This window comes from Pseudomonas sp. P106(2024) (assembly GCF_057480815.1).
This window is the reverse complement of the sequence record NZ_JBLIYU010000023.1, coordinates 1-23,534: the sequence shown is the minus strand read 5'-3', so window position 1 is coordinate 23,534 and position 23,534 is coordinate 1. Positions and strand designations below refer to the sequence as shown.

Annotated in this window: 17 protein-coding genes; 8 read left to right on the top strand and 9 right to left on the bottom strand. The window is 66.8% G+C overall.

What is annotated here, in order from left to right:
• Window positions 1–7: 7 nt before the first annotated feature.
• Together AC25M7_RS24150 and AC25M7_RS24145 are read left to right on the top strand one after the other, a co-directional pair.
• Window positions 8–1,159 carry an acyl-CoA dehydrogenase family protein gene (locus AC25M7_RS24150; RefSeq protein ID WP_062363361.1) on the top strand — a complete coding sequence of 384 codons (1,152 nt, stop codon included), beginning with the start codon at window positions 8–10 and terminating at the stop codon, window positions 1,157–1,159.
• A gap of 138 nt (window positions 1,160–1,297) precedes the next feature.
• A complete protein-coding gene (locus tag AC25M7_RS24145; protein ID WP_028692085.1) occupies window positions 1,298–1,855 on the top strand; it encodes a TetR/AcrR family transcriptional regulator in 558 nt (185 codons plus the stop codon).
• Window positions 1,856–1,858: 3 nt separating this feature from the next.
• On the opposite strand, the gene AC25M7_RS24140 is transcribed toward AC25M7_RS24145, so the two are convergent.
• The 5 genes from AC25M7_RS24140 to peaA form a co-directional block, all read right to left on the bottom strand.
• Window positions 1,859–3,541: an AMP-binding protein gene (locus AC25M7_RS24140; RefSeq protein ID WP_486971557.1), complete on the bottom strand. Its 1,683-nt coding sequence runs from the start codon at window positions 3,539–3,541 to the stop codon at window positions 1,859–1,861.
• Between the two features lie 108 nt (window positions 3,542–3,649).
• A complete protein-coding gene (gene peaD, locus AC25M7_RS24135; protein WP_486971556.1) occupies window positions 3,650–4,768 on the bottom strand; it encodes a quinohemoprotein amine dehydrogenase subunit beta in 1,119 nt (372 codons plus the stop codon).
• Window positions 4,769–4,787: 19 nt separating this feature from the next.
• Window positions 4,788–5,111 carry a quinohemoprotein amine dehydrogenase subunit gamma gene (qhpC, locus tag AC25M7_RS24130; RefSeq protein WP_028692088.1) on the bottom strand — a complete coding sequence of 108 codons (324 nt, stop codon included), beginning with the start codon at window positions 5,109–5,111 and terminating at the stop codon, window positions 4,788–4,790.
• 1 nt (window position 5,112) lies between these two features.
• Complete coding sequence (peaB, locus tag AC25M7_RS24125) at window positions 5,113–6,543, bottom strand: quinohemoprotein amine dehydrogenase maturation protein (protein WP_028692089.1); 1,431 nt, start codon at window positions 6,541–6,543, stop codon at window positions 5,113–5,115.
• A gap of 35 nt (window positions 6,544–6,578) precedes the next feature.
• On the bottom strand, window positions 6,579–8,144 hold the full coding sequence (peaA, locus tag AC25M7_RS24120; protein ID WP_486971555.1) for a quinohemoprotein amine dehydrogenase subunit alpha: 1,566 nt from the start codon (window positions 8,142–8,144) through the stop codon (window positions 6,579–6,581).
• Window positions 8,145–8,588: 444 nt separating this feature from the next.
• Here peaA and AC25M7_RS24115 point away from each other — a divergent pair, with 444 nt between their 5' ends.
• Window positions 8,589–10,082, top strand: a complete 1,494-nt coding sequence (locus AC25M7_RS24115) for an aldehyde dehydrogenase family protein (RefSeq protein ID WP_486971554.1) — start codon at window positions 8,589–8,591, stop codon at window positions 10,080–10,082.
• A gap of 89 nt (window positions 10,083–10,171) precedes the next feature.
• Window positions 10,172–11,485, top strand: coding sequence for an alginate export family protein (locus AC25M7_RS24110; protein ID WP_486971553.1), 1,314 nt, complete (start codon window positions 10,172–10,174; stop codon window positions 11,483–11,485).
• Window position 11,486: 1 nt separating this feature from the next.
• Here AC25M7_RS24110 and qhpG read toward each other — a convergent pair whose 3' ends face one another.
• The 4 genes from qhpG to AC25M7_RS24090 are packed head-to-tail and all read right to left on the bottom strand — an operon-like array spanning window position 11,487 to window position 17,077.
• A complete protein-coding gene (gene qhpG / locus AC25M7_RS24105; protein WP_486971552.1) occupies window positions 11,487–12,773 on the bottom strand; it encodes a flavin-dependent monooxygenase QhpG in 1,287 nt (428 codons plus the stop codon).
• Window positions 12,766–13,443 carry a subtilisin-like serine protease QhpE gene (qhpE, locus tag AC25M7_RS24100; protein WP_028692094.1) on the bottom strand — a complete coding sequence of 226 codons (678 nt, stop codon included), beginning with the start codon at window positions 13,441–13,443 and terminating at the stop codon, window positions 12,766–12,768. The genes qhpG and qhpE overlap by 8 nt, the downstream gene beginning before the upstream one ends.
• Window positions 13,433–15,160, bottom strand: a complete 1,728-nt coding sequence (locus tag AC25M7_RS24095; RefSeq protein ID WP_486971551.1) for an ABC transporter ATP-binding protein — start codon at window positions 15,158–15,160, stop codon at window positions 13,433–13,435. Before AC25M7_RS24095 ends, qhpE begins: the two co-directional genes overlap by 11 nt.
• Window positions 15,161–15,163: 3 nt before the next feature.
• Complete coding sequence (locus AC25M7_RS24090) at window positions 15,164–17,077, bottom strand: sigma-54-dependent Fis family transcriptional regulator (RefSeq protein WP_486971550.1); 1,914 nt, start codon at window positions 17,075–17,077, stop codon at window positions 15,164–15,166.
• Window positions 17,078–17,464: 387 nt separating this feature from the next.
• Here AC25M7_RS24090 and AC25M7_RS24085 point away from each other — a divergent pair, with 387 nt between their 5' ends.
• From AC25M7_RS24085 to AC25M7_RS24070, 4 genes are read left to right on the top strand one after another with little or no spacing between them, the layout of a single operon-like run.
• Entirely contained in the window at window positions 17,465–18,811 is a 1,347-nt protein-coding gene (locus tag AC25M7_RS24085) for a hypothetical protein (protein WP_486971549.1), read from the top strand.
• A 26-nt stretch (window positions 18,812–18,837) separates the two neighbouring features.
• Window positions 18,838–21,072 carry an Ig-like domain-containing protein gene (locus AC25M7_RS24080; RefSeq protein WP_236181015.1) on the top strand — a complete coding sequence of 745 codons (2,235 nt, stop codon included), beginning with the start codon at window positions 18,838–18,840 and terminating at the stop codon, window positions 21,070–21,072.
• 16 nt (window positions 21,073–21,088) lie between these two features.
• Entirely contained in the window at window positions 21,089–21,559 is a 471-nt protein-coding gene (locus AC25M7_RS24075) for a curlin (protein WP_062363334.1), read from the top strand.
• Window positions 21,560–21,589: 30 nt separating this feature from the next.
• Window positions 21,590–23,035: a curlin gene (locus AC25M7_RS24070; RefSeq protein WP_486971548.1), complete on the top strand. Its 1,446-nt coding sequence runs from the start codon at window positions 21,590–21,592 to the stop codon at window positions 23,033–23,035.
• The last annotated feature ends 499 nt before the right edge of the window (window positions 23,036–23,534 follow it).

Sequence of the window (23,534 nt, the reverse complement as noted above, 5' to 3'; positions counted from 1 at the left end):
TACACAGATGCAAGACCTGGAACTGAGCGAAGAGCAGATCATGATCCGCGACATGGCCCGCGATTTCGCCCGCGGCGAGATCGCGCCCCATGCCCAGGCCTGGGAAAAGGCCGGCTGGATCGACGATGACGTGGTGCGCAAGATGGGCGAACTGGGCCTGCTCGGCATGGTCGCCCCGGAGCAGTTCGGCGGCAGCTACACCGACTACGTGGCCTACGCCCTGGCGGTGGAGGAAATCTCCGCCGCCGATGGCGCCACCGGGGCGATGATGAGCATCCACAACTCGGTGGGCTGCGGCCCGCTGCTGGCCTACGGCACGCCCGAGCAGCAGCAGGCCTGGCTGCCGCAACTGGCCAGCGGCGAGGCGATCGGCTGCTTCTGCCTGACCGAGCCGCAGGCCGGCTCCGAGGCCCACAACCTGCGCACCCGCGCCGAACTGGTCGATGGCCAGTGGGTGATCAACGGCGCCAAGCAGTTCGTCAGCAACGCCCGCCGCGCCAAACTGGCCATCGTCTTTGCCGTGACCGACCCGGAACTGGGCAAGAAAGGCCTTTCGGCCTTCCTGGTACCCACTGACAACCCAGGCTTCAAGGTCGACCGCAGCGAGCACAAGATGGGCATCCGCGCCTCCGACACCTGCGCGGTGACCCTGGACGACTGCCGCATCCCGGCCGCCAACCTGCTGGGCGAGCGCGGCAAGGGGCTGGCCATCGCCCTGTCCAACCTCGAAGGCGGGCGCATCGGCATCGCCGCCCAGGCCCTGGGCATTGCCCGCGCGGCGTTCGAGGCGGCGCTGACCTACTCCCGCGAGCGCATCCAGTTCGGCAAGCCGATCAACGAGCACCAGAGCATCGCCAACCTGCTGGCCGACATGCAGGTGCAGGTCAACGCAGCTCGCCTGCTGATCCTGCATGCCGCGCGCCTGCGCAGCGCCGGCAAGCCTTGCCTGTCGGAGGCCTCCCAGGCCAAGCTGTTCGCCTCGGAGATGGCCGAGCGGGTCTGCTCGATGGCGATCCAGGTGCATGGCGGGTACGGCTACCTGGAAGACTACCCGGTGGAGAAGTACTATCGCGATGCGCGCATTACCCAGATCTACGAGGGTTCCAGCGAGATCCAACGCATGCTGATTGCGCGTGAGTTGAAGCATTACACGGTTTGAGCCCGGCCATTGCCTCAGGCCATACGCGATCCCTGTGGGATCGCGTAATCTCGGTCATCATGCGCTCAATGAGATTTATTCGTCTCATATGATACAATTGTGGATATTTCGTCGCCGAATCCGGACTCGAGGTCCCACATGCGTAGAACCCTCCAGGAAGAGCGCCTGCTCAAAGCCCTGGCCCAGGCCATTGTCGTCCACCCCCGCGCCACCCTCAAGGAGCTGGCGGAAACCGCCGGGGTCAGCAAGGCGACCCTGCACCGTTTCTGCGGCACCCGCGACAACCTGGTGAAGCTGCTCGAGGACCATGGCGAGCAGGTGCTCAACCAGGTCATCCTCGAAGCCGACCTGGAACGCATCGAACCGCTGGCCGGTATTCGTCACCTGATCGCCGAACACCTCAAGCACCGCGAGTTGCTGATGTTCCTGATGTTCCAGTACCGCCCCGACACCTTGCTCAACGACGCCGAGGACCTGCGCTGGCAGGCCTATATCCAGGCCATGGACGCGTTCTTCCTGCGCGCCCAGCAGTTGGGCGTGCTGCGCATCGATATCAGCGCGGCGGTGTTCACCGAAACGTTCATGACCCTGGTCTACGGCATGGTCGATGCCGAGCACCGTGGCCGCGCCGCGAGCGCCGACAGCGCGCGGACGGTCGAGCAGCTGTTCCTGAACGGCGCCCGGCCACAGGGCTGACGGCTATTGATCGGTGCCGCCAGCCAATTCCTCGATGCTGATCTCACGCATCCTGAACTTCTGTACCTTGCCGGTCACGGTCATCGGGAACGCGTCGACGAAGCGAAAATGCCGCGGCACCTTGAAATGCGCGATGCGCGCTCGTGCCCAGTCTCGCAGCGCGTCCTCGCCCAGCGCCTGACCCGGGTGAAGACGGACCCAGGCGACGATCTCCTCGCCATAGCGGCTGCAGGGAATGCCGATGACCTGCACGTCGGCCACCGCCGGGTGGGTGAAGAAAAACTCCTCAAGCTCCCGCGGGTAGATGTTCTCGCCACCGCGGATGATCATGTCCTTGCTGCGGCCAACGATACGCACATAGCCTTCATCGTCCATCACCGCCAGGTCGCCGGTGCGCATCCAGCCATCGGCATCGATGCTCTCGGCGGTGGCCTTGGGGTTGTTCCAGTAGCCGAGCATTACGCTGTAGCCGCGGGTGCACAGCTCGCCGATTTCGCCGCGTGCCAGGGTGCCACCTGTGCTGTCGATCACCTTGCTCTCCAGCCACGGCTGGGTGCGGCCGACGCTGGTCACCCGGCGCTCCAGATCGTCGGCGGCGCCGGTCTGCAACGAAACCGGGCTGGTCTCGGTCATGCCGTAGGCGATCTGCACCTCGCCCATATGCATCTCGTCGATCACCCGGCGCATCACCTCGATCGGGCAGGTGGCGCCGGCCATGATGCCGGTGCGCAGGCTGCTCAGGTCGAACTCGTGGCGGCGTGGGTGGTCGAGCTCGGCGATGAACATGGTCGGCACACCGTATAGCGCGGTGGCGCGCTCCTCGGCCACAGCCTGCAAAGTCAGCAGCGGATCGAAGGCGTCGTTGGGGTAGATCAGGGTGCTGCCGTGGGTCATGCAGCCGAGGTTGGCCATGACCATGCCGAAGCAGTGGTACAGCGGCACCGGCACCACCAGCCGGTCGTGCTCGGTCAGCCCGAGGCTTTCGCCGACCATGTAGCCGTTGTTGAGGATGTTGTGGTGGCTGAGGGTCGCGCCCTTGGGGAAACCGGTGGTGCCGGAGGTGTACTGGATGTTGATCGGCTCATGCCAGTGCAGGCTGGCCTGGCGTGCGGCCAACTGCTCGGCGTCGGTTTCGCCGGCGCGGGCCTGCAATGCCGACCAGGCCAGGAAGCCATTGGGGGGCGTGGCGGCCAGGCTGATGACCCCGCGCAGTTCGGGCAGGCGCGCGCTGTGCAACTCGCCCGGCCGGCAGGCGCCGAGCTCGGGCGCCAGGTCCAGCAGCATGGCGTGGTAGTCGGAGGTCTTGAAGGCGTCGGCGCAGATCACCCATTGGCAGGCCGACTGGCCCAGGGCGTACTCCAGCTCGCTGGTGCGGTAGGCCGGGTTGATGTTGACCAGGATCGCGCCGATCTTGGCGCTGGCGAACTGGGTGATGCACCACTCGGCGCAGTTGGGTGCCCAGATGCCCAGGCGATCGCCGGCCTGCAGGCCCAGGGCCATCAGGGCGCGGGCGTGCTGGTCGACGGCCTCTGCCAGTTGTCGCCAGGTGTAGCGCAGGTGCTGGTGGCGAACCACCAGGGCTTCGCGGTCGGCGAAGCGGGCGACCGTGGCGTCGAAGACGTCGCCGATGCAGTGGGTAAGCAATGGAGTGGCTTTTGAGCCTTGGGTATGGCTGGGCTGGGGCATGGGCTGTCTCTTGTCTTTGTTTTTCCTGACATGGCCCTATCGCGGGGCAAGCCCGCTCCCACCGGTCCAGTGTGGCCGGCGTGGGAGCGGGCTTGCCCCGCGATGGCGCTAGCGAACGAACACCTGCGGCGTGGTGGTCGACATGTCGCCACCAGGCAGCTTGATGTTGCGCACCTTCTCCAGCGTATTCGGATCGAACACCGCCAGGTCGTTGAAGGTGCCGCCCAAGTAGAGCTTGTCACCGGCCTTGTCGAAGGTCACGCAGTAGTAGGTATGGTCGAGGTTGGCGGCCTTGACCAGTTTCTTCTGCTGGATGTCGTAACGGGCCAGGCGGTTGAGCACGCCGTACATCTGGTTCGGATCCTTCGGCGAACGCAGGCCGGTGAAGTACAGCTCGGTCAGCTCGGCGAACTCCTGGGTGTGGGCCTTGCCGGTCTTCAGGTCGATGCTCAGGTAGCCGTACAGCGGCTCGGCGGTGGCCGGGTCCTGCTTGGCATCCTTGAACTTCGCAATGGTGTAGAGCATCGAGAACTCATGCCGCGAACTCTGGTGCGGCCAGAAGTACAGCACGTCGGGGGCGCTGTAGCCCGGGCGGTTCCAGCTGCGCAGTGGCAGCGCGACGCTGTACTTGCCGGTCTTGACGTCGAGCTTGTAGATGTCCGGCCCGGCCACGTACAGGCTGCCGTCATCGGCGGCGCGCATCAGGTACACCTGGCGCGGCATCGGGAACGTGCGCACGGGCTTGGCGTCAAGGCCATCGCGGGTGCGGAACACCTCCAGGCGCGGCGGCTTGACCACATAGTGGTCATTCAGGCGCTGGCTGGGGTTGACCGTGGCGTAGACCTCCTTGCCGTCGGGGCTGATGGCGAAGGAGTACATGGCCTTGCCGACCTCGCCCGGCACGCTGGAGAGGTTGGCGTGGAAGGTGGTCTTGCAGCTGTCCAGGTCGATGCCGTAGATGTCGGCGAAATGGTTGTTCAGCACATAGGCGGTGCGGTTGTCCGGCGCCATCATCGCCGTGCCGGGGCCGAACGAATCGGGCATGCGGCAGGTCTTGTACAGCGTGTCGCTGGCCACCTCGACCACGTGCAGGTAGTTCGGGTAGTTGGTGGCGATCAGGTATTCATGGCCAGCCTTCAAGGCCTTTGCCTCGTCGGCCTGGGCCGCCCAAGCGCAGGCCGTGGCGGCGACGGTGAGCGCGAGCTGCGCGCAGAATCCAGCTTTCATGCGGTTTCCCCTTGTCGTTCTATTTATCTTTCGGGAATACGGTGCCGAGGTTGCGCCAGTCTTCGGCGGAGTTGCTCGCCTGGGCGTTCCAGTCCTGGTAGGTGCTCATCATGTCCGGCACCTGGGCCGGCCACCAGCAAGGGTCGGAGCAACCGTACAGGTCGGCCTCCATCGGCTGGCACAGCGAGCTGACGCCGCCGAAGGCATCCACCTCCCAGCCCGGGTCGGTGGTGGCTGTGCAGCCGGCCACCGCGCTCATGGCCAGCACTTCGTCGACGCGGTCTTCGGCGGCGGCCTGTTCAAGAATGCGCGCCTTGTTGTTCAGCGGTTTGAGGTGCTTCATGTCAGTGCGCCTTCCTGGGAGTGATGTAGCGATCGATGAAGGCCGGGTTGGCGGCCATGATGCGGCTGTAGACCTCGATGCCGAAGTCGACCCAGTCGCGCATCAGCTCGCAGTAGTGGTAGGTCGGGTGCTGCGGATCGCCGTAGCGGGCGTAGCTCTCGTGGTAGCAGCCGCCGGAGCACAGGTTGCGGATGCGGCAGCTGTCGCAGCCGGTGCCGCTGCGGTCCAGACGCTGCGAGAGAAAATCATTGAGCTGCGCCTGCTTCACGCCTTGATGCACGTTGCCGAAGGTCGGCAAGCTGGAGCCGGTGAAACGGTGGCACAGGTTCAGCTCGCCCTCGTGGTCGACCGCCAGCATCTTCAACCCGGCCCCGCACGGCAGGGCCTTCTTGTGGCCCTCGTGGATATCGGTGATCAGCTGATGCAGGTTGGAGAAACCGATGTTGCGGTGCTCCAGCGCCGCCTCCAGGTAGCGCCGGCCCAGGGCCTTCATGTTGGCGAACACCTGCACCAGCTCCTCGCCTGTGAGGTTGAAGTCGGCCATGTCGCCGGAGGTCACCGGGGCGAAACCGACCTCGGCGAAGCCCAGTTCGTTGAACAGGTGGTTCCAGATGGTCTCGATGTCGGTGATGCCACGGGTCAGGGTGACCCGCGCCCCCACCGGCCGGCTGCGGTAGCGCGACAGCAGCATGTCGGCCTTGCGCCGTACCACGTCGTAGGTGCCCTGCCCGCCCACGGTGATGCGGTTGCGGTCGTGTACGGTCTTGGGCCCGTCGATGCTGACCGACAAACCGAAACGGTGGGCGTCGAGCCAGTCGACGATTTCCTCGGTCAGCAAGGTGGCATTGGTGGTCATGATGAACTCGACCTGCTTGCCCGCCTCGGCGAAACGCCGCTCGCAGTAGGTCACCATGTGCTCGATCAGCGCCCGGTTGGACAGCGGTTCGCCGCCGAAGAACACCACGCTGTAGCGCTGCTCGTCGGGCGACTCCTTGAGCAGCATCTCCACCGAGGCCTCGGCGGTGGCCGTGTTCATCTTGCGCCCGGCCGACGGCTTGTCGAGGTCTTCCTTGTAGCAGTAGGTGCAGCTCAGGTTGCAGCCGGTGTTGACGTTGAGCACCACAGTGTTCAGCGCCGTGCGCTCGACCTGCTTCAGGGCGATCTCCGGGGTCAGCGGCGAGCCGTCGCTGACCACTTCAAGGGCGATCAGCTCGCGCAGGGTTTCCTCGATGTCCTGCCCGGAAAACTGCTGGCCGAGACGTTGCATCAGCTCCTCGGCGGAGCAGCCCTGGCGGCGCAAGGTGTCGATGATGCCGCCGGTCACCGCGTCGGCGGCGAACAGCGAACTGCTGGGGATATGAAACAGCATGCGGTCGGCATCCACCTGCACTTCGTGCAGGTTGCGTTCGACCAGGTTAAGTAGTGCGCCCATGGCGACCTCCCGGGATTCGATGCGTCAGTTGATGCCTATGGCAGCGGCGGATTGTTCCAGCGTTGGACGGTGACGATCAGGTGACCCTCGCCCTGCTGGCCGCCGTCGGCGAGGGTGGCGATCACCTTCAGGTTGCCGGCGTTGTTGGTCATCATCTTGCGCGCGGGGTTGGGCCCTGCCCCGCCCGGCACGAACACGCCATCGGCCTGCATCTGCCCGGCAAACCTGACGTCCTCGTCCTCGACCGCGCGCTCGTTGAACGGCTCGACCTTCCAGCTGGCCGGCAGGTAGCCGATGCGCAGCGGCTGGCCGCCGGCGTCCCTGCCCCAGGCCTCGGCCTCGAAACGGCCCTGGACCTTGGGCACCGAGGCGCCGTTCTCACCGATACGGGCAATGGAGAACGCCGGCACCACCTTGACCTCCTCGACCTTGTCGTACACCGCCAGTTGCACGCCCTTGAGCGCGCCCACTGCCACTTCGCGCTGGCCGCTCGCGGCGTCCTTGGCGGCACGCGCCTTGACCCGGATCAGCGTCGGCGTCGACTCCAGCACCTCGGTCACCTCGACACCCGCGCCCAGGTCCGGGTTGCCGGCCAGGTCGCTGCCCACCAGGGTGATCTCGCTCTCGGCACCGGCCTTGATGAAGGCCGGCTGCACTGCCAGCAGGCGACCCTGACCGGCTTTCGAGGCACTGAAGTCCAGGCCGCGCTCGTCGTGCTCGGCCTCGAACATGCGGCCCTTCATCTGGCCGTCGATGGCGGCGAACACCTGGCGCAGGTTGGCTTCGCCGGCCTTGACGTTGCCGCGCCATTCATAGCCGTTGTAGAGGATCGCCGAGCCGCTGCCGTTGAACGGCGTGCCATCGGCATAGGCGCCTTTGAGCTCGACCTTGAACGTATCGCCCTGCTCGGCGCTGACCGTCATCACCCCGCGCACGTCGCCCTTGGCCAGCATGTGGCCGCTGAACGCCCATTGCCCGGCCAGGACCTTGGACTCGGGCCGTGCCTTGAGCCACTCGGCCCAGGCCGGGTTGTCGAGGGGGAAGCGCTTGGCCAGGTCCGGCACCATCTGCTTGAGGGCGATGTCCAGCCAGTCGCGGTCGCGGGCCTGGGCCTGGTACTCGAGGGACGGCCACTGGCCGAGGTGGAAGTTGACCAGGTGCTCCCATTCCTTGGCCGGTCGCCGCTGCAGGGCGACCCGGGCACCGGAGTGGCAGCGGCCGCACATCTGGCTGAGCTGATCGTCGAAGTGTTCGACGGTGTTAAGCCTGCGCTCCATGGCGTAGCGCACGCCCTCGGTCTCGCTGGGCGCCAGGCCCTGCTTGTCGGCCAGGTACTTGACCAGGGTGCGGCGCTCGTCGTCGCTGATCGAAAGGCCATGCATCACCTGCATGCGGGCGATGCTCATCAGCCAGCCTTCCGGGGTCTTGCGCTGGTGACTGATGCGACTGTAGCTGTCGTTGCCTTCGGGGATATGGCAACCCATGCACTTGTTCTGCAACAGGCTCGGGCCCTGCTCGGCCGCCATGGCCTGGGCGGACAGCAGTGCGGTGGCGACCAGCGCCAGTGTGCCCGCCTGCCGCCGGAGTCGAGTCGTCTTCAAGGTCAGACCTCCACGGTGTTGTTCTTATCGTTATTCGCACGCTTGGATACAGCGGTGTGCATGTGACAGTTGCGATACAGGAAGCATGCCAGTTGTAGCAAAAATGTTTTGGATCAGTGAGTTGCCTATGTTTTGCGGGAATGGGCCTGCGTCTGGGATTGTAGGTGAACGTCCCATTTCGCGACTGGGTGTTTCACCTTGAGACATCCGCCGTGGCTGGCAATCCTGGGGCTGCTTTGCGCCCCCAGCACCCTCGAGCCGAACGCATAACCATGTGTATCGCATGACGTCTCACCCGATCTCAATATGCAACAGATCAACCCTGATTCTATTCACTCCCAATCCGGCAAAAACCACCGCTAGCCGGGCCTTGCCCGCCACCCGAGTCCTTTGGCACGCCCATTGCCCCGACCCTGGTCACAACCCTGACAAGAGGCACCGCCCATGCTTTCCGAACTGCCGATCCTACCCGCCACCCGCGACTTCCTCGCACGCAAGCTCAGGATGCGCATCGGCGCCGACTGGCAGGACGCCGTCAGCGGCCGCACCATGACCTTGCGCAACCCGGCCACCGGCGAGATCCTCGGCGAGGTGCCCGCAGCCGAGGCCCAGGACGTAGACCGCGCCGTGCAGGCCGCGCGCCTGGCCTTCGACAATTCGGCCTGGAGCCGAACACGCCCGCGCGAGCGGCAGAACCTGCTGTGGCGCCTGGCCGACCTGATGCAGCGCGATGCCCGGGAACTGGCCGAGCTGGAATGCCTGAACAACGGCAAGAGCGCCGCGGTGGCCCAGGTAATGGATGTGCAGTTGGCCATCGATTTTTTGCGCTACATGGCCGGCTGGGCCACCAAGCTCGAAGGCAGCACGGTCGAGCCCTCACTGCCGCTGATGCCCGACGATCAGTTCCATGCTTTCATTCGCCGCGAAGCGGTCGGCGTGGTCGGTGCCATCGTCGCCTGGAACTTCCCGCTGCTGCTGGCCTGCTGGAAGCTCGGTCCGGCCCTGGCCACCGGCTGCACCGTGGTCCTCAAGCCTGCCGACGAAACCCCGCTGACCGCGCTGAAGCTCGCCGAGCTGGTGAGCGAGGCCGGTTACCCGGACGGCGTGTTCAACGTGATCACCGGCACCGGGCTGAACGCCGGCGCCGCCCTGAGCCGCCACCCGGGCGTGGACAAGCTGACCTTCACCGGCTCCACCGAGGTCGGCAAGCTGATCGGCAAGGCGGCCATGGACAACATGACCCGCGTCACCCTGGAGCTGGGCGGCAAGTCGCCGACCATCGTCCTGCCCGACGCCAACCTGCAGGAAGCCGCCGCCGGCGCCGCCACGGCGATTTTCTTCAACCAGGGCCAGGTGTGCTGCGCCGGTTCCCGCCTGTACGTGCACCGCAAGCACTTCGACAATGTGGTGGCGGATATCGCCGGCATCGCCAACGCCATGAAACTGGGCAACGGCCTGGACCCGACCGTGCAGATGGGGCCACTGATCTCGGCCAAGCAGCAGGACCGGGTCACCGGCTACATCGACCTGGGCCGCGAACTGGGCGCGACCATCGCCTGCGGCGGCGAAGGCTTCGGCCCGGGCTACTTCGTCAAACCAACGGTGATCGTCGATGTCGACCAACGCCACCGGCTGGTGCAGGAGGAAATCTTCGGCCCTGTACTGGTAGCCATGCCGTTCGACGACCTCGATGAGGTGGTGCGCATGGCCAACGACAACCCCTACGGGCTGGGCGCGAGCATCTGGTCCAACGACCTGGCCGCGGTGCACCGGATGATCCCGCGGATCAAGTCCGGGTCGGTATGGGTGAACTGCCACAGCGCGCTGGACCCGGCGCTGCCGTTCGGCGGCTACAAGCTCTCCGGCGTCGGCCGCGAGATGGGCGCGGCGGCGATCGAGCACTACACCGAGCTGAAGTCGGTATTGATCAAGCTCTGAGTCTTCCTGCACTGGCCTCTTCGCGGATTTACCCGCGAAGAGGCTGGTACAGACCTTACAGAACACACAATAAAAACATGGAGCACACCATGACGCACAAGCTCGCCTGCACATTGGCCCTGCTGCTGGCCTCCCCCTTCACCCAGGCCCATGAACTCTACAACAACGCCGGCACCACCCTGGACGCCAACCTCGAAGCCCTGTTCGGCGTCTTCCACAGCGACGAAAGCTTCGACCAGTTCGGCAACCGCCAGCCCGGCAGCAGCAACTGGCGCGAGGGCTACGTCAAATACGGCCTGAGCGCCAGCCACGCCCTGGCCGGCAGCGGCACGCTGTACGGTGCCTTCAGCCTGCTCAACTCAGCCACCTGGGGCGATGGCGATGCCGCCGGCTTCACCCTCGGCAACGAGCGTCGCACCGGCGTCGAGGACGCCTACCTCGGCTGGCGCTCGGGCAGCCTGTTCCCGGCCCTCGGTGAGGATGGCATCGATGTCTCCGGGGGGCGCCAGGTCATCACCCTCGGCGACGGTTTCCTGATCCAGGGCGACCCGGTCAATGCCGGCAATGTCGACCTGGGTGCCGATTTCGACCGGGGCGGCGCCTACTACCTGGCGGCGCGCAAGGCCTTCGACCGCACCGCCGTGCTGCGCCTGGGGGGCAAGCAAGGCTGGCGTGGCGACCTGATGTGGCTCAAATCAGACAACCCGTTCCAGGCCGACACCTCCATGGCGGTGGCCAACTTCGAACATGTCGCCGATGCAGGCACCGTGGGCCTGAGCTGGATCCACGGCCTGGATGTCGACCGCCGCTACGCCGAGATCCTCGGCCTGGAACACCGCGACGGCATGGACACGGTGAGCCTGCGTGGGCGCGGCAACCTGGGGGTCAAAGACCTCGAACTGGCCGCCGAATACGTCACCCAGGACCGCAGTGGCGGACGCGAGAACGCCTGGTACCTGGAGGGCAACTGGACCTTCTCCGCACTGCCCTGGTCGCCCACCGCCACCTACCGCTACAGCCGCTTCTCGGAGCATTTCGACCCGCTGTTCTATGGCCTGAGCCGTGGCTACGGCACCTGGTTCCAGGGCGAGGTGGCGGCCAACTACGCCGGTCCCTTCAACAGCAACACCCAGGTGCACCATGTGGCGCTCAAGGCCACGCCGCGGGAGGGCCTGACCGTGGGGGCGCTGTACTTCGACTTCGACACGCTCAAGACCGACCAGGGCAACCTGGGTGGGCGCGAGGTGGACCTGTATGTCGAATGGATGATCAACGAGCACTGGCTGATCAGCCCGCTGGTGGGGTTCTATACCCCACAGCGCAGTGCGCAGGATGGCGGCGTGCAGGTGGGGGGGCGGGAGAGCGGAACCTACCTGCAACTGGTGGTCGGGACGTTCTTCTGAGTCAATGGCCCTGTTCGCGTAACCAGCGCTCGACCATCGGCTGGTGCGCCTTTTTCACCAGGCGCTCCAGGCCGATGCCGGCCTGCAACCCCCGCACTACCGGCGCCAGCTCGACACCCTGCAGGTGCCACACGCCCAACGGCTGGTCCGCCGTCACCACCACCTCGGCCTCCTCCACCCAGCCTTCGCGCAACACTGGGCGTCGTTCCACCCGCACCGCCTGCCAGTCCGCCGCCGCGTGCAGCGGCTGGGCATCCGGCCAACCCCGGCGGCGGGCCCAGAACGGCTGGGCCACGCGCTGCGTTTCCTGCGCGTAGAAATCCCGGCCGATCCGGGCGAAACGCAGGAACAGCTGCTCGACCCGTGTCTGATGGAAGCGCTGCGCCAAGTCCGCCTGCCCGGGTCGTTGCAACAGGGTATTGATCACCACGGGCGCCTGGAGCGCCGAGGACAACGACTGGAAGATACCATTGCCCGACAGCGGGTCGACCGCCATCGCGGCATCGCCAACCCGCAGCCAGTCCGGGCCCGCGCAGTTGCGGGCCAGGATCGCCGTGCTGCTGCGCGCATGCACCTGCGCAGGGGCGAAGGCCCGCTCACCGAACAGTTGCGCCACCAACGCCGAGCCACGCCGACGCTCGGCACAGTATTCAGGCAAGGCCGCCTTGCCCGGCAACTGCGCCGTCGTCGCGTCCAGCGTCACCTGCCAGTAACAGCGGCCATCGGCCAGCCGCGCCATCCAGGCCCAGCCGTCGTCCAGGCTCTCCACCGCCGACACCGGCGTGCCGGGCGCGGCCTGCCAGAGGTTGAGCAGGCTGACGGTCTCCGGCCCGCGCAGGCGACCTTCACTCAACGGGGCCTGACGACCACGGGCCTCGACCAGAAACTCGCCGTGCAGGGTGCGACCGTCGTCCAGATGTATCCGGTACCCCTGCCCCCGCTCCACCTCGCGCACACGCCCTTCGACCAGCTCGACACCGGCGCGGCGCAGGTCGTCGCGCAGGGCCTGGTCGAAACGCTGGCGATCGAGCAGGCACTCCTGGTTCGGTTGCAGCCGCTCGCCGTTCCAGTGCACCTGGCGCGTGGCCGGCGTGGTGGCCTCGGCCAGGGCGGCGCCCAGGCCTGCATGACGCAGGCCCTCCAGCACCCGCTGCGACACGCCTTCCACCGCGGCGAAGCGACGCCAGTCGGACACCACCGTGACGGGGTAGCCCATCCGCCGCAGCCCCAGGGCCGTGGCCGCGCCGGCAGGCCCGGCGCCGAGTACCAGGATGCTTGCTTCAGGCATCGATCGGCCCCTTGCGCTCAGGGCCGGCGAACGCCGCGTGATGCTTCAGCCACCGCAACAGCGCCTCCCGGGTCATGCCGGGCTCATCGCGCAGCAGGGCCGCCACCCGGCCACTGAACGCGGCGCAGGCCAGGCTGGCTCCTGCCCCGCCATCGCTGCCGACCGCCGCGCCGAAGTCGGCCTGGGCCGTGTCCAGCCACGACCACTGCCCGGGAGCGCAGCGGGCATCACCGGTCACGCGGATGACCCCAGGGTAGCTGGCCGGGTAAACCGGCTCGCCCCGCGCCGGGCTCGAGGCGCACAGCAGCACCCCGGCGGCCACGGCCTCGGCGCAGGCCTGGCGCAACACCGGGCGGTCCTGGCGCAGACCCAGGCTGAGGTTGACCACGCTCGCGCCGGCTTCCACCAGCCACAACAGGCCAGCCGCCACCTGCAAGGCACTGGTACTGCCCTGCCCGGCGAACACCTGGGCCAGCAGCACGGGCTGGGCACCGGACTCGGCGCGCAGCCGCGCCAGCACGGCGCTGCCATGGCCCAAGGCGTCCGGCAGCGAGTCACCCTCGCGCAACCTGCCCTCTTCGAGCCAGAAACGTCGCGCATCCAGCAGGCCGGCCGCCTGCTCCGGCGAGCAGCCGCTGTCGATCACGCCAATCCACGGTTCAGCGGCCATGGTCGACGGGCTCCTTGCTGCGCAACTGCCCGCCGTGCAGCTCAAGGTGCAGGTCGGCGTCGGCGAGGGTCGAGGCGCGGTGACTGATGAGGATCCGCGTGCGCCCGGCGAACAACTGGTCGATGGCGGCGATCACCTCGCGCTCGGTGGCTTCGTCCACCGCCGAAGTAGCTTCGTCCAGCACCAGGATTGTCGGTTGCTGCAGTAGCGCCCGGGCGATGGCGATGCGTTGCTTCTGCCCGCCGGACAGCTGCTGGCCGCGCTCGCCCAGCAGGCCGTCGAGCCCCAGCGGCAGGCTCTGCACCAGACTGTCCAGGCGGGTCAGGCGCACCACTCGCTCCAGGTCGTCACGGCTGGCCTGGGGCGTGCTGTAGGCCAGGTTCTGCGCCAGGGTGCCGCGAAACAGGACGATGTCCTGGCTGACCACGGCGATGCGTCGCCGCAGGGCCTGCAGGTCGAGCTCGCGCAGGTCGACGCCATCGAGCAGGATGCGCCCGTCATCGGGGTCGTAGAAGCGTTGCAGCAGGTCGATCAGCGTCGACTTGCCGACACCGGAGGCGCCGCTGATGGCGACCTTGGTCCCGGGCGGCAAGCAGGCATCGACCTTGTCCAGCACCCTGCCCTGGCGGCCGTCGTGAGCGAAACACACCCCGTCCAGGCGCAGCTCGCCGGCCCCCTGCGGCATGGGCTTGGGATCATCCGCCTCGCGCACCGCGACCGCCTCTTGTTTGAGTTCCATCACCCGCCCCAGGCTCACGGCCATCCGCTGCACCGCCACGTACAGGCCCAGCAGGCTCTGCACCGGGCCGACTGCCATGCCCATGTAGGTGGAAAACGCGATCAGCGCGCCCAGCTGCCAGGTCCCCTGGATCACCCACCAGCCGCCGACCAGGAACGCGCATGCCCGGCACCAGGAGGTCAGGGTGCCGGGTAGCGCCTGGGTGAAGAACTCGGTGACCTGTACCTTGAGCAACTGCCCCATGTAGCCCTGGCCCAGCCGGTCGAGACGTTCGGCCTCGCGCTGCTGCTGGCCGGCGGCCTGGATGAACTTCATCGCCGGCAGCGTCTCGACCAGGAACGACGACACGTCCGCCGAGCGCTCGCGCAGGCTGCGCACCTCGCGCTCGACCTTGCGCCGCATCCAGCGCAGCCACAGCACCTGGAGCGGGATCAACAGCGCCAGCAGCAGCGACAGCTGCCAGGACAGCATGAGCATCAAGGCCACGGCGCCGACCAGGCCGATCAGCGCCGACACCGCCGAGAACAGCGAATCCACGGCAAAGCGCTGGATCTCGGCGACATCGCCGTCCAACCGCGACAGGATGTCGCCGGTGCGCCGCTGCCCATAGAACGTCGGCGACAGCCGTTGCAAATGGCGGTACAGGTCATCGCGCAGGGCGAACAGGATGCGCCCGGACAGCCGTGTGTGCAGGTAGCGGTTGACCCCGGCCAGCACGGTACCGAACAGGCCGGCGACAATCATGATCGCCGCCATGTGCCAGAGGGTCTGGTAGTCCTTGGCCAGCAGCCCCTCATCGATCAGCGTCTTGACCAGCCAGGGTTGCGCCAGGGCCAGCAGCGAGGCGCCCAGGGACAGCGCCAGCAGCGCGCCAATGGCGCCACGGTGTGGACGCACGAAGCCATACAGCCAGGCCAGCGCCTGACGCATCAGCGCCGGGTCACTGGATTCGATCAATCGGGAAAACAGTCCGCCCATGGCTCAACCACGCAACTGCTTGAGCTTGCGATACAGCGTCGCGCGGCTGATGCCCAGGGCCTCGGCCGCCGCCGAGACGTTGCCCTGATGGCGGGCCAGGGCGGCGCGGATCAGCTCCAGCTCGTTGTCGCGCAGGCTGCCGGACGGCGCGGCGCCGCTGGCCAGTTCATCGAGCAGGCAGTCGGTGAGATGGTCGAGGGTCAGCACCTGCTCGCCCTCCTCGCGCATCGCCAGGGCAGTACGCACCACCATCTCCAGCTGGCGGATGTTGCCCGGCCAGTCAAAGTTCTCCAACAGCGCCACCAAGGGCGCATCGAGGCTTACGCCCCTGGCCCCGGACTTGTCCAGCAGGCCCTGGATGAGCGTCGCCAGGTCGTCGCGCTCGCGCAGTGCCGGCAGGCGCAGGGATACGCCGTTGACCCGGTAGTAGAGGTCTTCGCGAAACTGCTGGTCGGCGACCAGTCGCTTGAGATCGCGGTGGGTAGCGCAGATCAGCGCCACGTCGATGTCCTGCTCGTCGCCGGCGCCCAGCGGCGCTACCCGACGCTCCTGCAGGACACGCAGCAGACGGGCCTGCAAGGCCAGGGGCATGTCGCCGATCTCGTCGAGGAACAGCGTGCCGCCATGGGCCTGCATCAGCCGCCCGACCATGCCGCCGCGGCGCGAGCCGGTGAACGCGCCCTCACGGTAGCCGAACAGCTCGGACTCGATCAGGCCCTCGGGAATCGCCGCACAATTGACCGCCACGAACGGCTTGTCGGCCCGCGTTCCGGCCTGGTGCAGGGCGCGGGCGGCGACTTCCTTGCCGGTACCGGTTTCGCCCAGCAGCAGCACCGGCAAGCCATTGGCCAGGCCCTGGCGGGCCATGCGCAAGGCACGGGCCAGGCGTGCATCGCCACCGGCCAGGGCCTCCAGGGCCTGGATCTTGGCCGGCTCGGTCGACCTGGTGGTGGGCGCCGGACCACTGATGCGGCCATGCCGTGGCAGTTGCAAGGCGCGGAAGAAGAATTCACCCTTGGCGGTCTGCACGCTGCTGACACCGCCCTGCCACAGGCGGGCGATGAATGCCGGCGAGCGCTCGCCCAGCAGGTCGCTGCTGCGCCGACCAAGCAGCGCCTGGCGCGGCATCTGCAGCAATTGGCAGGCATTGTCGTTGGCCGCCAGCACCTCGCCTTCCAGGCTCAGCGCCAGCAGGCCCTGCCAGGCGCTGGCCAGGTACTGCGGGCGGCTGTGGAAGGCCAGCACCAGGTGCTCGGGGTGATACAGCCCGAACAACCGGCTTTCGATATTGCCGGCGGCGAGCAGCAACGTGGAGAGGCTATCCTGGGGCTGGGCCATGACGCCTTCGCGGGTCACGTCGAGCACGCCGATCACCTCGCCACGCGGATCGCGCAGCGGCACCGAGGTGCAGGAGAACGGGCTGAGCCGGTCGAGATAGTGTTCGCCGCAGTTGATCAGGGTCGGCTGGCCCTCGACCACCGCCGTGCCGATGGCGTTGGTGCCGCGCAGGGCCTCACTCCAGCAACTGCCCGGGTGCAGGTCACGCAGGCCTTCGCGGGCGAGCACGTGCTTCTGGCCCTCGATGGCCAGCACGTTGGCCTGGGCATCACCGAGGATGACGATGCCGCTCTTGCCTTGGCGCTTGACCAGGTAGTCCAGTTCGGGGGTGACCGCGTCGATCAGCAGGCGGTTGTGCTCCAGCAGCGCGCGCAGGTCCAGGCCATGGCGAATGCCCAGGCCCACCTGCTCGCCCTGCAGGCAGTCAAGGCCATGGCCGAGGCTGCGGCGCCAGGAGGCATCGATTTCGTCACGCAGCATGCCGGAGGGCAGTTCGCCTTCGCTGGCCAGTTTCAGGCGGACCATACGGGATTGCTGCAGTGGATCGTTGGCGGTTGTTGTTGGAAGTTGTCGCGCCATTGCGTGCTCCAGGGGTGCCCCGCTCAGGCGGGGCAATGGGCATCGGATTTTTCGGCAGTGTGCGTCAGAAATCGTTGGTAGTCATCAGGTACGCGCTGGGAGGTGTATGCCGGGGAATTTTCAGCGCTTATGAGATCGAGCGCCGCGCGGACGGCGCTCGATCTCATAAGCGCTGCAAGGCTATCGGCGAACCCCTGAAAGCCCTGCCCCATTCCCCAATCCTGGGTCCCCCCGCCCACCCGCCATACCTAGCCGAACACCTGCCAGAAACGCTGAAACCCCTACCCCAGAGCCCTTCAACCGCCCCCTGAAAAACCTGGCACAACAGTTGCCGATCCCTCCCCAGACGCCCCAACCCATGGGCCCGTTTGCAGGAGGAAGCAACTCATGCACCGACCGATTCCCCACCCGCTGGCCGTGGCGATCTTCGCCGGCCTGCTCCAGCTACCGGCCCAGGCTGCGCTGTACGCGGTCGACAGCGGCCCCTACACCCTGCCCACCGGCAAGTTCCCCGCCTGGTACCAGGACAGCCACGGCCGGGTGCTCGACCTGTGCCTGTCCAAGGCGGTGAGCTCGCGAGTCGCCGGTGCCCCCGGCGCGCCTTCGTACATGTGCACGCTGTTGCCCACCCCCGGCGTGTTCGACGACACCCAGCCGATCGTCTTCCCCAGCAACTTCCCCGACGAGGCCTTCTGGTTCACCGCCGACGCCGCCATCGTCGATGCCGCCCGCGGTATCGACCTGAGCTTTGGCTCGGCCATCGAGGCTGCCTTCGCCGCCGAAGAGCCAGTGGACGGTGACCAGGTCAGCTTCGCCCGGGTGCGCATTCGCGTCGATGTGCCGGTGGCCGGTACCTACACGATCACCCACCCCTACGGCGTCGAGGTCTTCGACGTGCCAGCGGGCGGGCGCCGGGCGATCAACATGACCCGCGACATCGGTATCGGCTCCCCCGGTGACTACAGCGGCGCGCTCAAGGGCGACGTCGGGCCGTTCCTGCGCAGCGTCAACGGGCCCTACACCGAAACCAACCCGGACACTGGCGCCAGCGAACGCTACATCGGCGACCCGAACCTGGAAGAGCCGGTCACCGGCAGCCCCTTCAACACCAACTTCGTGCGCATCGAAGGCCCCAACGGCATCGACCTGCGCACCGAGCTGTTCGCCGTCTCCGGCAAGCTGTCCACGGTCAACCGCCCGACACCGCTGATCCCGCAGCGCAGCACCTACTCACGGCACACCGTCAACGGCGACCTGCGGGCCCAGCAGGATGTGTTCGTCATGGCGCCGCCGGCGCCGGCCACGGTCACCCTGACCAGTCAGACACCGGCCCTGCCCCTGGGCGAGGCCAACGGCACCGGCGCCTGGTACACCCAATCTGCGCTCAACCCGACCCTGCCGCTGACCCTGCAGGTGACCGCCGACAACAGCCTGGCCATCGCCACCAGCACGCCGACCAGCGCCGCAATGCCGCTCACCGACCTGGTGATCATCAGCCGCGCCGAATACAGCCTGGCCAGCGGCCAGCTGACCCTGGTCGCCAGCAGCAGCGACGAGACCAGCCCGCCCGCCCTCACCGCCCGCACCGGCAACGGCACGCTGATCGGCAACCTGAGCGGCAACGGCGCGGTCAAGTCCCTGACCACCGGGCTGTCACCCATCCCGCCGGCGCAGGTGCAAGTCACCAGCAGCCACGGCGGCAGCGACAACGAAGACGTGGTGCTGGTGCCATGAACAGGCACCGCCTTCAAGGAGGCCGCATGAATACTTGGTCGCGTCGGGCGCTGTGCGCCGCTGGTTTCACCCTCACCGTCAGCAGCGCGGCCTGGGCAGCGCTGAGCGAGGTCGATCCCGGCCCCTACACCTTCGCCACCGGGGGCTACCCGATGTGGTACAAGGACGCCAACAACCTCGCCCTGGAGCTGTGCCAGTCACGCGCCACCAGCTCGCGGGCACCGGGCGCGCCAGGCGCCCCGGCCTACATGTGCACCCTGCTGCCCGAGCCCGGGGTCTACGACGATGCCCTGCCGCTGGTGTTCCCGGACAACTGGCCGCCGGAGATGTTCTGGTTCCTGGCCGAGACCCAGATCCCGCAGGTGGGCAACAGCGGCTACGAGCTGGAAGTCTATGTCGCAGGCCTCGAGGCGGCCTTCGCCGCCGAGAACCCGGTCAACGGCGACCAGCAGAGCTTCGCCCGCATCCGCATCCGCGCCTCGGTGCCGCGCACCGGCACCTACACCATCACCCACCCGTTCGGCGTCGAGACGGTCAACGTGACCACCGCCGGCCGGCGGGCGATCAACATAACCCGCGACATCGGCATCGGCGCGCCGGGCAACTTCAGCGGCGCCCTGAACGGTAATCTCGGCCCGTTCCTGCGCGGGGTCGGCGGCCCCTACACCGAGGTCAACCCGGACACCGGCGCCACCGAGACCTTCGTCGGCGACCCGAACATCACCGAGGCGGTGACCGGCAGCCCGAACAACACCAACTTCGTGCGCATCCAGGGCCCGGCGGGTACCATCCAGACCAACGTCTTCAGCGTCTCGGGCAAGGTTCTCGACCAGCGCCAGCAGACCCCGGTGACGCTGGAGCGCGCCACCTACCAGCGCAACGCCGCCGGCACCCGCGTCGAGGTCTTCGCCAAGGCGCCGAACAGCGCCAGCCTGTGCCTGCGCAACGGCCTGGCACTGATCGGCTCGCCGCCGTCACCGTGCCAGTTCAGCATGCTCGCCGACAACAACGGGCTGTTCTTCAGCCAGCAACTGAGCCAGGCCGTGCCGCCGTCAGTGGTGGTGGTCACTGCCAGCAGCCCGGCCGGCACCACGCGCCCGACAGCGCTGTCGAGCAAGCTCAGCGACGTGGTCAAGGTTGCCACCGCGCGCTACGACTGGAGCGCCAAGCGCCTGCTGGTCGAGGCCCACTCAAGTGATGAAGTGGTGGTGCCCGACCTGCTGGTACAGGGCTTCGGGCGCATGTCCAAGTCCGGCGTGCAGCAGAGCCTGACGGTCAACGACCTGGCCCAGCCACCCGCCAGCATCACCGTCAAGTCGGCCCATGGCGGTGTCGATGTGGAGCCGGTGGTGGTGGTCGGCAACGCCCCGGTACCAACCGAGAACCAGGCTCCCGTGGCCCAGGCCGACAGCGCCAGCACCAGTGTCGGGGTGCCGATCACCCTCAACCTGCTGGCCAACGACAGCGACCCGGACGGCAACGTGCCGCTGAGCATCACCGACCTCACCCAGCCTGGCACCGGCCTGGGCGGCGTGGTGCTCAACGGCAGCACTTCGGTGACCTACACCCCGCCGAGCGGTGCAACCTCGCCCGTGGTGGCGACCTTCAGCTACCGCGCCCAGGACGCCAAGGGACTGAACTCGACACCGGCCACGGTAACCGTCAATGTCGCGCCGAACCAACCTCCGACTGCAGTGGCCGACAGCGTTGCCACCCTCGGCGTGCCACTGACCATCAACGCGCTGGCCAACGACACCGACCCGGAAGGCAACCTGCCGCTGACCATCGCCAGCGTCACCCAGCCGACCCCGGCCGGGCGCGGCACGGTCAGTACCGACGGCAACGTGATCACCTATACGCCACCGGCCACGGTGAGCGCGACGTTCACCACCAGCTTCAGCTACATCGCCCGTGACGCGATCGGCGCCACCTCGACGCCCGGCACGGTCACCGTGCAGGTATCGCCACGGCCGGCCCAGGAGACCTTCGCGGTCACCGCGGCGACGGTCACGGCGCGCTCGAACAATCGCTTCAACTGGGACATCAGCGGAACGTCCTCGGTGACCACCGGCAACACCATCACCGTGCGCGTGACCACCACCACCGGCGTGCAGACCCTTGGCACTACCACCGTGCCGGCCACCGGCCGCTGGCGCCTGACAGTGAGCAACAGCACGACGCTGGTGCCCACCGCCGCGCCGACCGCCACGGTGACCAGCAGCCAGGGCACCACGCGCACGGTCAACGTGGTGGTGCAGTAACACTCGGGGGGATGCCATGAATGCCTTGTACCCACTGCTGCTGAGCCTGGCCCTCACCGGCCAGGCCCTGGCCGACGACCTGATGGACAACGCCGACCTCGCCGTCGGCAGCGACCTCGGCGAGCCGCTGGTGCTGCGCCTACTGCCGTCGGGCGCCGGCCAGGCCGCGGTGATCGAGCAACTGGGCACGGGCAACCGCGCCGCCCTCGACCAGAACGGCCAGGCCCTGCTGGGCCGGATCGTCCAGGCAGGGAGCGCGCAGGAAGCGTACATCCTGCAGGAGGGCAGCGACCTGACGGCCGCGATCAGCCAGCAGGGCCAAGGCAACAACGCCACGATCCGCCAGAACGGCAGCGACAACAGCGCCGCCATCGAACAGATCGGCAACCACAACAGCGCCACCATCGACCAGCGTGGCACGGGACTGAACAGCGCCGTGACCCAGGCCGGCAACGGCCAGCAGGTCCATGTCACCCAATACCGCTAGGCCCAACAAGACAGATCTGGAGGCAACACCATGCACAAGCTCGCCCCCCTGAGCGCTGCCATCGTCCTGGCCCTTGCCGGCCAAGCCATGGCTGACGACAGCGTTTCGACCCAGAACCAGCAAGGCGCCCAGAACATTGCCGAGGTCAAGCAGTCGCAGGCGCCTTTCGCCTCGGCCACGCAGAACCAGACCGGCCACGATCACAACCACATGGCGTTGCAGGACGCCAGCACCAGCCACATCCAGCAAAGCGCCACCGGCTCGTTCAACGCCGGCTACGCCGAGCAACTGTACGAGAACGGCAGCCAGATCACCCAGCATGCCGGCGGCGAGTTCAACGATGCATTCGCCAGCCAGTCGGTGGGTGAAAACAACGAGGCGCTGCAGATCCAGGCCGGCAGCGGTAACCAGTCGATCATCTGGCAGGACACGCAGACCGGCAGCAAGGCCACCACCTTGCAGTCGGGCTTCGGCAACAGTGCGACCGTCGAACAGCTGTTCGGTGGCAGCAACAACAAGAGTTCGATCATGCAAGGTGGCAGCGACAACCAAGCCGCCGCCGAGCATTTGACCCACCGGGATGGTGATATCGCCATCTACCAGGAGGGCAAGCAGAACTGGGCCTACGGCGACCAGCGCGACGGCCTGGGCGGTACCATCGGCATCGACCAGTACGGTACTGGCAACTCGGTTGAAGTGTGGCAGGACAACCAGGCCGCCAGCCAGGCCAGTGTCTACCAGAGTGGCCAGGCCAACGAAGGCTACATCGACCAGAGTTTCGGCCAGGTCAACACTGCCGGCCTCAGCCAGACAGGCCGTGGCAACGCCAGTTGGTCGGACCAATACGAAACCAGCCAGGCGGTGACCAGTATTTCGCAGGTGGGCAACAACAACCTGCACTTCACTTACCAGACCGGTGACAACCACAGCCTGACCATCAGCACGGTGGGCAACGCCAACAAGATCATGGCCAGCAACTGGAAGGGCGAGAAGTCCGGCGGGCAGTTCGGGGTCGGGCAGCAGGCGCAGATCAACCAGGTAGGTCATGGCAACGGGGTGAATATCACCCAGGAAGGCAACGCCCAGATCGCGCGGCTGAACCAGAATGGCAACCGCAACCAGATGGAGACCCGCCAGGCAGACAGCAACAACGAACTGTACTTCGAGCAGAACGGCAGCGACAACCTGCTCATCGCCGACCAGCGGGGGACTGGCAACTATGCCGAGGGGTTGGCTGCTGGTAGCGGCGGCAGCATTACCGTCGAGCAGTCGGGTAGTGGCAACCAGAGCTACACCTACCAGCTGCAGGGGTATGGGAACGAGGCGACCATCAAGCAGACCGATGGGGTCAACCTGGCCTACGTGACTCAGGCGGGGAATAACAACCAGGCGTTTGTCGACCAGAGCGGTGCGAGTCAGACGGCCAATATTACGCAGTATGGTAATGCCAACATGGCGACTGTTACCCAGCAGTGACGGGCTTTCCCCTTGGACCGCGGTGTTGGTGCTCCCCTGGCACTGCGGTTCTTTTTTCGGGTTCTGGTTCTGGTTCTGGTTCTTGGATGATTGTTTTGATATTTTTATGCGCATTCGTAGAAGATAACGACATTTAGTCACCTTTCCGCCCTTACGGCGGCCTACTTTTCTCGTGGGAAAAGTAGGCAAAACCGTCCCGCTCCGTTCATCCGGCCCCTGCGCTTCGCTCCGGGGTTCCCTCGCTCCGTTCTTGCTCCCGGGAGGACCGCGCTGAACGCCCCATCCTGGGGCGCAGCGCTTGACGGCCATCCATGGCCGTCACCTCCCTACGCAAGAACTCCGCTCAGCCTCCTGAAGTCGCAATTGGTGTTGCCTGAACTATCGCGCACTTAGAAGCAAGAGCAAGAGCAAGAGCAAGAGCAAGAAGCGCGAAGTTAGTTGTTTGACCATTAGTTATGTATTGGCTGTTCCGGTCCTTTCGCGGGGCAAGCCCGCTCCC